Below are 13,287 nucleotides of genomic sequence, written 5' to 3'. Positions count from 1 at the left end.
AAAAACTCTTAAGTGATACAATATGCTAGTGTGATTATAAGGTTATTGAAACGTTATTATCATAGAAATACATAATTGGGAGTATATAATGAGCGCATTTAGTAAAGTATTTGGCACTTATAGTGACAGAGAGATTAAAAGAAATCAGCATACGCTAGATAAGATTGAAAGCTACAGACCGGCTATGATGGAATTGTCGGATGAACAGCTTAAAGATAAAACGACAGAATTCAAGGATAGATTATCAAAAGGAGAGACTTTGGATGATTTACTTCCGGAAGCATTTGCGGTAGTAAGGGAAGCTGCGAGAAGAGTTCTTAATACAGAACACTATAGAGTTCAGCTTTTAGGTGGCATTATTCTTCATCAGGGTAGAATTGCAGAAATGAAAACAGGTGAAGGTAAGACACAGACATGTTTACTTCCGGCATATTTGAATGCTTTGGAAGGAAAAGGAGTTCATATTGTTACAGTAAATGAATATCTTGCAAACCGTGATGCTGAATGGATGGGACAGGTTCACAGATTCTTAGGTTTAACTGTTGCATGTGTTACTGCTGATATGGATCATGATGCTAAGAAGGCAGCATATGATTGTGATATTACATATATAACAAATAATGAATTAGGATTTGATTACTTAAGAGATAACATGGTCGTTTACAAGGAACAGCTTGTACAGAGAGGATTACATTATTGTATCATCGATGAAGTTGACTCTGTTTTAATTGATGAAGCAAGAACACCTTTGATTATTTCAGGTCAGAGCGGTAAGTCTACTAAGTTGTACGAAGCTTGTGATATTCTTGCCAGACAGATGGAAAGAGGTACAGCAAGCCCTGAATTAAGTAAGATGGACGCTATTATGGGTGTTGACATTGAAGAAGATGGCGACTTCCTTGTAAACGAAAAGGACAAGATTGTAACATTAACTGCTCAGGGTATTGAGAAGGTTGAAAAATTCTTCCATATTGACAATTATGCTGATGCAGAGAATCTTGAATTGCAGCACAATATGATTTTAGCATTAAGAGCGCATAATCTTATGTTTAAAGATCAGGATTATGTTGTAAAAGATGATGAAATTCTCATTGTAGATGAATTTACAGGACGTATTATGCCGGGCCGTCGTTATTCAGACGGATTGCATCAGGCGATTGAAGCTAAGGAGCATGTAAAAGTTAAGAGAGAAAGTAAGACACTTGCAACTATTACATTCCAGAATTTCTTCAACAAATATGATAAGAAAGCCGGTATGACAGGTACAGCCCTTACAGAAGAAAAAGAATTTAGAGATATTTACAGCATGGATGTTGTAGCAATACCTACAAACAGACCTGTAGCAAGAATTGATCATGATGATGCTGTATTTAAAACAAAGAAAGAAAAATTACATGCAGTTATAGAAGAAATAAAGAAATCCTATGCTAAGGGACAGCCTGTATTGGTTGGTACAATTAACATAGATGCATCTGAAGAAATAAGTGCATTATTAAAGAAGGAGGGAATTCCTCATAAAGTTTTAAATGCTAAGTATCATGAATTAGAAGCTGAAATCGTAGCAGAAGCAGGACGTCACGGTGCGGTTACCATTGCTACAAATATGGCAGGTAGAGGTACAGATATTAAACTTGATGATGAAGCAAGAGCAGCAGGTGGATTAAAGGTACTTGGAACAGAAAGACATGAATCAAGACGTATTGATAACCAGTTAAGAGGTCGTTCAGGACGTCAGGGAGATCCGGGTGAATCTAAATTCTACATCTCATTGGAAGATGATATAATGAGATTGTTCGGTTCAGAAAGACTTATGTCTGTGTTTAATGCATTAGGAGTTCCTGAGAATGAAGAAATTCAGCATAAGTCATTAAGCAAAACAATCGAAAGAGCTCAGAAGAAGATTGAAGGAAATAACTTTGGTATTAGAAAGAACTTATTAGAATTTGATAAAGTAAATAATGAACAGCGAGAAATTATTTACTCAGAAAGAGAAAAAGTTCTTAACGGCGATAATATGAGAGATGCCATTGTTAAGATGATTACAGATGTAGTTGAAAATGAAGTTGATACTTACATTGGAGATAATCAGCCATCATCTGAATGGGATCTTGCTGGATTGAATCAGAGTATTCTTGAAATTATGCCAATAAAGCTTTTATTGACAAAGGATGAAATCCTTAATTTATCAAAGGCTGAATTTAAGCAGACACTTAAGGCGGCAGCAGTTAAATTATATGAAGATAAAGAAGCAGAATTCCCTGAACCCGAACAGATAAGAGAAATTGAAAGAATTGTTCTTCTAAAGGTTATTGATAGAAAATGGATGGATCATATCGATGATATGGATCAGTTAAAACAGGGAATAGGCCTTATGGCTTATGGACAGAAAGATCCTGTTGTAGAATATAAGATGCAGGGTTACGAAATGTTTGAAAATATGATTCTTAATATCAGATTTGAAACAATAAAAATGTTAATGCATCTTCAGGTAGAACAAAAAGTTGAGCGAGAAGAAGTTGCTCAGGTTACCGGAACAAATAAGGATGATGAAGGAGTTAAAAAGCCAAAGCACAGAGATGTTGCTAAGGTATATCCAAATGATCCTTGTCCATGTGGATCTGGTAAGAAATATAAACATTGCTGTGGAAGAACACATTAAGAGGAAGAGGACAGGACAATACCTGTCCTTTCCTAGTGTTAACAGAAAGTAAAGCAATAAATTGAAACAGTAAATTATATCTGTTAAAAATATAGGAGAAAAAAATGAACGAAGTTCATTTTTTCCTATAAATGTTTCCAACGAATAGCCACTGACCGAAGGGAGGGGGCAATACATATTATAGGAGAGAGTGATGATAGAATTAGATGAAATAAAATATCGATTGACTCCATATGAAAAAGAATTAGACGAAATAAAAGATGCTTTGGATTTGCAAAATAAAGAAGAAAGAATCATTGAGCTAGAAAGAACAATGGAAGCTCCGGACTTTTGGGATGATATGGACAAAGCACAAAAATATATGAAAGAGCTCAAAAATTTAAAGGATTCAATAGAAACATATAATAATTTAAAGAGTTTGTATGATGACATTTTAGTCTTAATAGAAATGGGAGAAGAGAGTGAAGATGCAGAAATTGCTGAAGAGGCGAAAAGTTCAATGGATGAATTTGCTTCTAAAGTGGATGAAGTAAAGATAAAAACTCTTTTGTCAGGTGAATATGATAAATATAATGCAATATTAAAGTTAAATGCAGGGGCAGGTGGAACAGAATCCTGTGATTGGACAAGTATGTTGTATAGAATGTATACGCGTTGGGCTGAAAGTAAAGGATTTACAACTCAGGTTTTAGATTTTCTAGAGGGTGAAGAAGCGGGAATAAAATCCATAACTGTGCAGATTAATGGAGAAAATGCATATGGGTATTTAAAATCAGAGAGAGGTGTTCATAGACTTGTAAGAATATCTCCTTTTAATGCAGCAGGAAAAAGACAGACTTCATTTGCTTCATGTGATGTAATGCCTGATATAGAAGAAGACTTAGATGTTGAAATTAATGATGATGATATCAGAATAGATACATATCGTTCAAGTGGAGCAGGTGGACAGCACATTAACAAAACCTCATCGGCAATAAGAATTACTCATTTACCAACAGGCATAGTAGTTCAATGTCAGAATGAACGTTCACAGTTGCAAAATAAAGATAAAGCAATGAAAATGCTCAAAGCTAAATTGTATCTTTTAAAACAGCAGGAAGAACAGGAAAAGAAATCAGGAATCAGAGGAGAAATAAAAGAAATAGGCTGGGGAAGTCAGATAAGATCATATGTAATGCAACCGTATACTATGGTAAAAGACCATAGGACAAATGAAGAAACAGGGAATGTAAGTAGTGTTTTAGATGGCAATATAGACCAGTTTATAAATGCATATTTAAAGCAAAATAGTATACAGGGAAAATAAATTAGTATGCAAAGTAACGAAAAATAAGTTGCAGTATAAAATTAACTATGTTAAAATTTTGAAAGTGTATACATAAATTTGTTATGCAAATAAGCAATGATAATGAAACAAGCGAGGAAGAGATAATGATTAATGTAGCAATTTTAGGATACGGAACAGTAGGCTCCGGAGTGTTTGAAATTTTAGATACAAACAAAAAATTGATTGGGGAAAAAGCAGGACAGGAGATAAACGTAAAATATGTTTTAGACCTTAGAGATTTCCCTGGTGACCCATGTGAATCAGTATTGGTTCATGATTTTAATACTATTTTGGAAGATGATGAAGTTGAAATTGTTATTGAAGTTATGGGCGGATTAAAACCAGCTTACGATTTTGTGAAAAAATCACTTTTAGCAGGCAAGAGTGTTTGTACATCAAATAAAGAATTAGTAGCTAAATATGGCGCAGAGTTAATTCAGATTGCAAAAGACCACAACAGAAACTTCTTGTTTGAAGCAAGTGTTGGAGGTGGAATACCTATTATAAGACCATTAAATCAGCATATTACAGCAGATGAAATTTGTGAGATTGCAGGTATCTTAAATGGAACTACAAATTATATCCTTACAAAAATGGATAAAGAAGGTGCAGATTTCCAGACAGTATTAGCACAGGCACAGGAATTAGGATATGCAGAACGTAATCCGTCAGCAGATATAGAAGGATTTGACGCAGTTAGAAAGATAGCAATATTAGCATCACTTGCTTATGGCAAATCAGTTGATTTTGAAGATGTATATACAGAAGGAATAACAAATATTACAGATATAGATTTTAAATATGCGGCAGCTATGGGAAAATCTATAAAGTTATTAGGAAAATGTAAAAAAGAGGCAAACGGAATAGTTGCATCTGTAACACCAAGATTATTATCACCAAGTCATCCATTGTTTAACGTTGAAGGCGTTGTAAATGGAATCTTAGTAAGAGGAAACATGGTTGGTGATTTAGTATTTATCGGTAGTGGCGCAGGAAAACTTCCAACAGCAAGTGCAGTTGTATCAGACGTTGTAGATGCTGTAAGACATTTGAATATTCCTGTGACAGTTATATGGGATAAAGAAAAGTTAGAATTATTAGAATTTGGCAAATCAAGAAAGTCTTTCTTTGTTCGTGTTGAAGGTGATGAAAAAGATAAGATTGAAGAAGCGTTTGAAAATGTAACATACATAGATGCAGGAATTGAAAATGAAATTGGTTTTGTTACAAGACCGATGTCAGAAGATGAATTTAAGGCTGCATCAGAAAAATTAGAGAATATTATTACAAGAATAAGAATTGAAGAATAATATTAAGGGATATTAAATTAAGTTAAATTTGCATTAACAGATTAATGTTTATGTAAATAATAATTGATAGCAATTTATAATAAAAAAACATATATAATATAAAGGCCGTAATTCGGTGTGAGAGGATTGAAAGAAAATGGAAGAAACAAAGGTTGTTAAATTTGGTGGAAGTTCACTTGCTGATGCAAAACAGTTTAAAAAGGTTGCAGACATAATATTGTCTGATCCGGAAAGAAGATTTGTAGTTGCATCTGCACCTGGAAAAAGATTTATTGAAGATGTTAAAGTTACAGATATGTTATATAAGTGCTATGAATTAGCATCTGAAAGCGAAAATTTTGACGAATATTTTCAGATGATTAAAGACAGATATAACAATATTATTGCAGACTTAGGATTAAAAGATTTTAGCCTTGATGAAGATTTTGAGATAATTAAAGGCGCATTTGCTCATATGGCAGGCCGTGATTACGCTGCAAGCCGTGGAGAATATCTCAACAGTAAAGTATTAGCAAAATATTTAGGATTTGATTTTATCGATGCAGGAAAATATATCTTCTTTGATGATCAGGGTAATTTTGACTGGACTAAGACAGAAGCAAAATTGGCACCAAAGCTTGCTAAGACAAACAAGGCAGTAATACCTGGATTTTATGGATCTATGCCAAATGGAACAATAAAGACATTTTCAAGAGGTGGTTCTGATGTAACAGGATCAATAGTTGCTAGAGCAACTAAAGCTAAATTATACGAAAACTGGACAGATGTTAGCGGATGTCTTATTTGTGATCCTAGAATAGTTAATAATCCGGAACCTATCAAGACTATCACATATAGAGAATTACGTGAATTAGCATATATGGGAGCAACAGTATTGCATGAAGATGCTATATTCCCTGTTAGAGCAGCAGGTATTCCTGTAAACATCAAAAATACAAATCAGCCGGAAGATAGAGGAACAATGATTGTTTCTGAGTCAGCTGAACATTGCGATCATATTATTACGGGTATTGCAGGTAAGAAAGGCATGTCTGTAATTAATATAGAAAAAGATAAGATGAATAGCGAAATCGGATTTGGTAAAAATGTATTACGTGCATTAGAAAAGAGTAATGTAAGTTTTGAACATATGCCATCAGGTGTAGATACAATGAGCGTTGTAATTGCAACTGAAGCATTAGCAGGCAAGGAAACAGCTATTATTGACGAGATTAAGAGCAGAGTACATCCTGATCAGATTTATATCGAAAGCAATCTTGCACTTATAGCAGTAGTTGGTAGAGGAATGAAGAGTGCAAGAGGAACTGCAGCAATTTTATTCTCAGCATTAGCTGATGCAAGAGTAAATATTAAGATGATTGACCAGGGTTCTTCAGAACTTAACATTATCGTTGGTGTTGAAGAAGAAGATTTTGAAGTAGCAATAAAGGCAATCTACAAGAGATTCATTGGCATTAACCAGTAAATAGAGTATATGATGCGGAATAAAACCGTGTTAATAATATTTTTAACCGTATATTAAATATAATTCTTCAGGGCAGGGTGAAATTCCCTACCGGCTGTATTTATGCAATGCATATAAGCCAGCGAGCCGAAAGGCATGATATGGTGTGATTCCATAGCCGACAGTAAAGTCTGGATGAGAGAAGTAATAAGATTAATAATTATGATATTAATAATCTCATGAAAAGCACCTGAACCAGGTGCTTTTTTTCTTTGCTCTGTATAAATAATATATTAATTTTCAGAAAGGAAGTAAAATTAAATGAAAAAATTATTTACAACAAAAAATTTAGCGTTGATGGCTATTTTCGCGGCTATTGCTGCAATACTCATGGTCCTTATAGAAATTCCGGTAGTGTTTATAGCGCCGTCTTTTTATAAGCTTGATTTTAGTGAGATACCTATTTTGATAGGAACATTTATTATGGGACCTGTATCAGGAATAATTATGGAAGCTATAAAGATTGTGCTTAAAATATTACTTAAAGGGACAACAACAGGTTATGTTGGAGAATTGGCAAATTTTTGCATAGGATGTTGCCTTGTTGTTCCGGCGGGAATAATATATAAATTTAAGAAATCTAAAAAGGGAGCATTCATAGGGATAGTAGTTGGTATTGTGTTAATGGCAGTTGCAGGCGCAATTCTTAATTATTATGTAATGCTACCGTTTTATGAAAAGTTTATGCCGTTAGAAGCAATTATAGAAGAAGGAGCAAAAGTAAATCCGATAATTAAAGATAAATGGAGCTTTGTTTGGGTTGCAGTAGCACCATTTAATGTATTTAAAGGAATAATAGTTGGAATTGTAACAGGAATATTATATAAGAAAATAAGCACATTTATAAAAAAACTCTAGAAATAAATAAATTGAAATGTAAAAAGATATTGTTTATAATTATGTGGTGATTATAAACAATATCTTTTTGTTTTGACAAATATTTGCTGTTTGTTATGCAAATGTTTTTGTTGTGTAGGAAAAGCTCATATGGGCTTAGACCTTTTGACTCTGGCATTACAATATGTTTTGCCATAAAAGAAAAGAGGAATAAAATTTATGATATATGAAACAAATTCGCCTGATGAAACTTTTGAGATTGGGAGAAAGTTAGGACAATCTGCGAAAGCAGGACAAATAATTTGCCTAAATGGTGATTTAGGTGTTGGAAAGACTGTTTTTACACAGGGATTTGCAAGCGGACTTGGCATAAAAGAATGCGTAAATAGTCCAACTTTTACAATTGTACAAATATATGAAGAAGGCAGGATTCCGTTGTATCATTTTGATGTATATAGAATTGGTGACCCTGAGGAAATGTATGAATTAGGATATGAGGATTATTTCTTTGGAGAAGGAGTATGTCTGATAGAATGGTCGAAACTCATAAGTGAACTGATTCCTGACAATGCATCAACAGTTTTGATAGAAAAGAATTTAGAAAAAGGATTAGATTATAGAAAGATAACGGTGGAATAAAGATGAGAATATTAGCAATAGACAGTTCTTCCTTAGTGGCATCAGTTGCAGTAGTAACAGATGATATATTAACGGCAGAATATACAATAAATTTTAAAAAGACACATTCACAGACATTGTTGCCAATGATAGATGAAATTAGCAAAATGATAGAATTGGACATGGAAACTATAGACGCTATAGCAATAACAGGAGGACCGGGTTCGTTTACCGGACTACGTATAGGAAGCGCTACAGCAAAAGGATTTGGATTAGCACTTAATAAGCCGATAATAAATGTACCGACAATTGATGCTATGGCATATAATTTTTATTCCAGCAATTATATTATTTGTCCGATTATGGATGCAAGACGTCAACAGGTATACACTGGAATATATTACTTTGAACAGACACATATGAAAATATTAAAAGAACAGTGCGCAATTTCTGTAGAGGATTTGATTGATGAGCTAGATAAGATAGGAAAAACAGTAATGTTCTTGGGAGATGGAGTGCCTGCATATAGAGAAATTATAGATGAAAAAATGAAAACTGAGCATTTATATGCCCCATGCCATATGAGCAGACAAAGAGCATCGTCACTTGCAGCTTTGGCACAAATATATTATAAAAATGGAAAAATTGAGGAGGCTAGTGAACATAGACCTGATTATTTGAGACTTTCACAGGCTGAAAGGGAAATGCTTGAAAAGCAAAAGAAGGAAGAAAAAATAAAACAGTTTTCATAATTTGGTTTTATAGAGATAAAGGATAAGGGTAATATGGTAAAAATAGAAAAGATGAGCGAAAAGCATATAGCCCAGGTAGCGGAGATTGAAGAGAGCATATTTTCTGTTCCGTGGTCACAAAAAGCATTTAAAGATTCGCTAGAATTAGATAATACTGCATTTTATGTCGCTATAGAGGAAGAAGGGGTTATAGGATATTGTGGCGTTTATAAGGTTATGAATTCCGCTGATATTACGAATGTAGCTGTAAAAAAAGATAAGAGAAAAAAAGGTGTGGCTAAGCAGTTGCTAAAAGAGGCTATTAAAGATGCTAAAAGTGAACAAATTAAGGAAATAATGCTTGAAGTTAGAGAAAGTAATGAAGCCGCAATATTTTTATATAAAAAAATTGGATTTCAAAGTATTACAAAACGAAAAAAATACTATAAACATCCGGTAGAAGATGCAATTATAATGCTATTAAAGATATAAATATACTTCTAGATAGTGGAATGCCAAAGGTTTCCACTATTTTTTTGTCGAAAAAAATAATATGATGATTGCATCAAAAGAAAGGATTAAAAATATGAAAAAGATGAATAGCAAAGGTAAATATGAAATTTTTTGTCATAAATGTGGAAAGAAAATGCAGATGACAAATGGAATAGTTACGGAAGGAATAATTAGATTACAGGGGAAATGGGGTTATTTTTCTAATAAGGATTTACAGATGCATACAATGGATTTATGTGAAGAATGTTATGATTCGATAACTACGTTATTTAAATATCCGGTTGACGTTACAGAATATATTTCAGTAGAGGATGATTACTATACGTTAGAACAGGTATAAAAAATTACATCCTTTTCATAAAAAAGTCTTTGTGCTATTATACAACATAGAGTTAACAAGAGTATTAAAAGAATTATTAAAAAAATTCTTTTATAGAAAGTGGAGAAATTTATGCTGGATGTATGTTTGTTAGGCACAGGAGGAATGATGCCGCTTCCAAGAAGATGGCTTACAGCTTTAATGTGCAGATATAATGGAAGTAATATATTGATAGACTGTGGAGAAGGCACACAGGTAGCTATTAAGCAAAAAGGCTGGTCGTTTAAACCTATAGATGTTATTTGCATAACACATTTTCACGCAGATCATATAAGTGGATTGCCGGGATTGTTGCTGACTATGGGAAATGCAGAAAGAACAGAACCGTTAACTATGATAGGACCAAGAGGTCTTGAAAAAGTTGTTAAGGCTTTGAGAATGATAGCTCAAGAATTGCCATTTGAAATTAATTTTATTGAATTAAGCGGCGACAGACAAATAATTGATATTGGAGAATACAAAATCAACGCGTTTAAGGTAAAGCATAATGTAACATGTTTTGGATATTCAATTGAAATAGACAGAAAAGGAAGATTTAATCCAGAAAAAGCAAAAGAACTTAATTTACCCGTTAAATGTTGGGGATTGCTCCAAAAAGGAAAAACAATAATTTATGAAGATAAAAAATATACTCCGGATATGGTTATGGGTGAAAGAAGAAAGGGTCTTAAGGTTACTTATACAACTGATACAAGACCTGTTCAAGCGATTGTTGAAGCAGCAACAGGAGCCGATTTGTTTATTTGCGAAGGCATGTATGGAGAACCTGATAAAGAAGCAAAAGCTAGAGAATATAAGCATATGACTTTTAAGGAAGCAGCTACTATTGCAAAAGAAGCAAATCCGAATGAAATGTGGCTTACTCACTATAGTCCGTCACTTGTAAAACCACAGCTTTACATGGATACAGTCACAAAAATATTCCCGAATGCTAAAGCAGGCAAGGATGGAATGTCAGTCGATTTGAAATTTGAAGAAGAATAACGAGGTATAAAAGTGAAAGAAGTAAAGATATTAGCTATAGAAAGTTCTTGTGATGAAACAGCGGCAGCAGTTGTTGTGAATGGAAGAGAAGCATTGTCAAATGTAATTTCATCTCAAATAGATCTTCATACACTATATGGTGGAGTTGTGCCTGAAATTGCCTCCAGAAAACATATTGAGAATATTAATTATGTTATTGAGGAGGCCTTAGAAAAGGCAGGAAGCACATTAGATGATATTGATGCTATAGGTGTAACATATGGCCCCGGATTAGTTGGAGCACTGTTAGTTGGAGTGGCTGAAGCAAAAGCTATTAGTTTTGCAAAAAATATCCCTCTTGTTGGAGTACATCATATAGAAGGACATATTTGTGCAAATTACGTAGAAAATAAAGAGTTAGAACCACCATTTATTTGTCTGGTTGTTTCAGGAGGACATACACACCTTGTAAAAGTAGAAGATTATGGTAAATATACAATTTTAGGGAAAACCAGAGACGATGCAGCAGGAGAAGCTTTTGATAAAGTGGCAAGAGCAATCGGTTTAGGATATCCGGGTGGACCTAAAATTGATAAAATATCAAAAGAGGGAAATCCTCATGCCTATGAGTTCCCTAGGGCAAAAATAACAGATAACGCCTATGATTTTAGCTTTAGTGGCTTAAAATCATCAGTATTAAATCAGATTAATATGGCGGAAATGAAGAAAGAGAAAATAGTACCGGCAGACATAGCAGCATCGTTTCAAAATGCAGTAGTAGATACATTGTTGACACATGCAATGATGGCTGTTAAAGAAAGTGGCATGAATAAATTGGCTATCGCAGGTGGAGTGGCATCAAATACAGCTATTAGAGCAGCTTTTGAGCAAAAATGTAAAGAAGAAAATATAGAATTTTATCATCCGTCACCAATTTTGTGCACTGATAATGCGGTTATGATTGGATCAGCTGCATACTACGAATACATAAATGGAAAAAGAGATGGATGGGATTTAAATGCAATACCTAACTTGAAATTAGGTGAAAGATAGTTTGATTTTAAAAAAATAAAATTAATTGTGTAACAAGACTATATATAACAGTAATAGTTATAATCATATTTGTATTTAGTGTGCACAGTTAATTATAGTAGAAAAATTAAAACCATTGATATTAGGAGAAAAATATGAAAGTAAACGCTATTGTTCTTGCTGCAGGTAGTGGAAGTAGAATGAAAAGCAAAACAAAAAAACAGTTTATGACAATAAAAGGCAAACCAGTGATATGGTTTGCTTTAAATGCTTTTCAGAAGAGCATGGTAGATGAAATAATATTGGTAACATCTAAAGAGGATGTAGATTATTGCAAAAATATAATAAAAAAATACAATTTAACAAAAGTATCAAGTATAATTGAAGGGGGAAAAGAAAGGTACAATTCTGTATATAATGGATTAAAAGAAACAAAATGCGATTATGTTCTGATTCATGATGGCGCAAGACCTTTAATAAATCAGCAAATAATTGATAATTGTATTAATGGAGCGATAAAATACAAAGCATGCGTAGCGGGAGTACCGGTAAAAGATACTATCAAAATAGTTGATGAAAAAGGAATTGTAATAGATACTCCACCTAGGAATCAAATTTGGATAACACAAACACCACAGGCGTTCGAAGATAAATTAATAAGAGAGGCTTATGAGAATATAGAAAGAAGTGACAATGCATTAATTACAGACGATGCAATGGTAGTAGAAAAATATGGGAATGCTAAAGTTCATTTTGTAGAAGGTGCATATGATAATATAAAAATAACAACACCAGAAGATATAATACTATGCGAGTGCCTAATGCAAAATAAGCATGTCTAAATGATTAGAAATTGTTAAAAATAAATAAGATGAAGTGGAAATAAATTTTTCACTTCACGAAAAATAAAAAAATAAAAAAAGTTGAAAAATATTGTTGACATATGTAAACAACAATGATATTATAATTGAGCGCGTTACGGAAACGGAACGAAGCAAACAACTGGAGAGGTGTCCGAGTGGTTTAAGGAGCCGGTCTTGAAAACCGGTGATTCCGAAAGGGACCGTGGGTTCGAATCCCACCTTCTCCGTTTTTAAATAATGAATCACCTGTAAGCTGTTGCTTGGAGAAGTACCCAAGTGGCTGAAGGGGCTCCCCTGGAAAGGGAGTAGGTCGTTAATAGCGGCGCGAGGGTTCAAATCCCTCCTTCTCCGTTTGAAACTTCTCAGATAAAAAAAGACATTGACAAACAAAAGAAAGTGTGATTGATTATTTAAGTCGACAAAACAAGTTGACAACAAGCAAAACAAGAACATTGATAATTGAACAGCAACCATCCCTGAAAATGAATAAAAGATTTTCAGTGAACGTCATCAGAAATGATGAATTCCAAAACAACAGTAATTGATGGAAG

At 33.6% G+C, this 13,287-nt stretch carries 12 protein-coding genes, 2 tRNA genes and 1 riboswitch; all 14 genes read left to right on the top strand.

From position 1 onward, the window contains the following. Positions 1-88 precede the first annotated feature (88 nt). A complete protein-coding gene (gene secA / locus N5B56_RS12590) occupies positions 89-2,659 on the top strand; it encodes a preprotein translocase subunit SecA (protein WP_117910385.1) in 2,571 nt (856 codons plus the stop codon). 193 nt (positions 2,660-2,852) lie between these two features. After that, positions 2,853-3,965 (top strand): peptide chain release factor 2, encoded by a 1,113-nt coding sequence (gene prfB / locus N5B56_RS12585; RefSeq protein ID WP_117910384.1) that lies wholly within the window; start codon positions 2,853-2,855, stop codon positions 3,963-3,965. A gap of 125 nt (positions 3,966-4,090) precedes the next feature. Continuing rightward, positions 4,091-5,296 carry a homoserine dehydrogenase gene (locus tag N5B56_RS12580; RefSeq protein WP_022089646.1) on the top strand — a complete coding sequence of 402 codons (1,206 nt, stop codon included), beginning with the start codon at positions 4,091-4,093 and terminating at the stop codon, positions 5,294-5,296. Positions 5,297-5,432: 136 nt separating this feature from the next. Beyond that, the gene (locus N5B56_RS12575) at positions 5,433-6,761 is read left to right on the top strand and encodes an aspartate kinase (RefSeq protein WP_022089645.1); all 1,329 of its coding nucleotides are present in this window, start codon (positions 5,433-5,435) and stop codon (positions 6,759-6,761) included. Positions 6,762-6,820: 59 nt separating this feature from the next. Beyond that, a riboswitch (FMN riboswitch) is annotated at positions 6,821-6,951 on the top strand. A 110-nt stretch (positions 6,952-7,061) separates the two neighbouring features. Next, positions 7,062-7,658 carry an ECF transporter S component gene (locus N5B56_RS12570; RefSeq protein WP_117910383.1) on the top strand — a complete coding sequence of 199 codons (597 nt, stop codon included), beginning with the start codon at positions 7,062-7,064 and terminating at the stop codon, positions 7,656-7,658. 198 nt (positions 7,659-7,856) lie between these two features. Continuing rightward, the gene (gene tsaE, locus N5B56_RS12565; protein ID WP_117910382.1) at positions 7,857-8,276 is read left to right on the top strand and encodes a tRNA (adenosine(37)-N6)-threonylcarbamoyltransferase complex ATPase subunit type 1 TsaE; all 420 of its coding nucleotides are present in this window, start codon (positions 7,857-7,859) and stop codon (positions 8,274-8,276) included. Between the two features lie 2 nt (positions 8,277-8,278). Then, positions 8,279-9,007, top strand: coding sequence for a tRNA (adenosine(37)-N6)-threonylcarbamoyltransferase complex dimerization subunit type 1 TsaB (tsaB, locus tag N5B56_RS12560; RefSeq protein WP_117910381.1), 729 nt, complete (start codon positions 8,279-8,281; stop codon positions 9,005-9,007). Positions 9,008-9,040: 33 nt separating this feature from the next. Beyond that, positions 9,041-9,478, top strand: coding sequence for a ribosomal protein S18-alanine N-acetyltransferase (rimI, locus tag N5B56_RS12555; protein ID WP_117910380.1), 438 nt, complete (start codon positions 9,041-9,043; stop codon positions 9,476-9,478). Between the two features lie 94 nt (positions 9,479-9,572). Beyond that, positions 9,573-9,839 (top strand): hypothetical protein, encoded by a 267-nt coding sequence (locus N5B56_RS12550; protein WP_117910453.1) that lies wholly within the window; start codon positions 9,573-9,575, stop codon positions 9,837-9,839. 111 nt (positions 9,840-9,950) lie between these two features. Further along, positions 9,951-10,862, top strand: a complete 912-nt coding sequence (locus tag N5B56_RS12545) for a ribonuclease Z (protein WP_022089639.1) — start codon at positions 9,951-9,953, stop codon at positions 10,860-10,862. 12 nt (positions 10,863-10,874) lie between these two features. Beyond that, positions 10,875-11,894, top strand: coding sequence for a tRNA (adenosine(37)-N6)-threonylcarbamoyltransferase complex transferase subunit TsaD (gene tsaD, locus N5B56_RS12540; RefSeq protein WP_022089638.1), 1,020 nt, complete (start codon positions 10,875-10,877; stop codon positions 11,892-11,894). A 134-nt stretch (positions 11,895-12,028) separates the two neighbouring features. Beyond that, positions 12,029-12,715, top strand: a complete 687-nt coding sequence (gene ispD, locus N5B56_RS12535; protein WP_022089637.1) for a 2-C-methyl-D-erythritol 4-phosphate cytidylyltransferase — start codon at positions 12,029-12,031, stop codon at positions 12,713-12,715. Between the two features lie 162 nt (positions 12,716-12,877). Next, positions 12,878-12,963, top strand: a tRNA-Ser gene (locus N5B56_RS12530). A gap of 35 nt (positions 12,964-12,998) precedes the next feature. Further along, positions 12,999-13,087 (top strand) — tRNA-Ser (locus N5B56_RS12525). Positions 13,088-13,287: the final 200 nt, after the last annotated feature.

Origin of the sequence: Eubacterium album, from assembly GCF_025336545.1 — a bacterium.
In the GTDB taxonomy this organism is placed as follows: domain Bacteria; phylum Bacillota; class Clostridia; order Lachnospirales; family Lachnospiraceae; genus Eubacterium_U; species Eubacterium_U album.
Note: the sequence above shows the minus strand (reverse complement) of the source record. Positions and strands in the feature narration are given on the sequence as shown.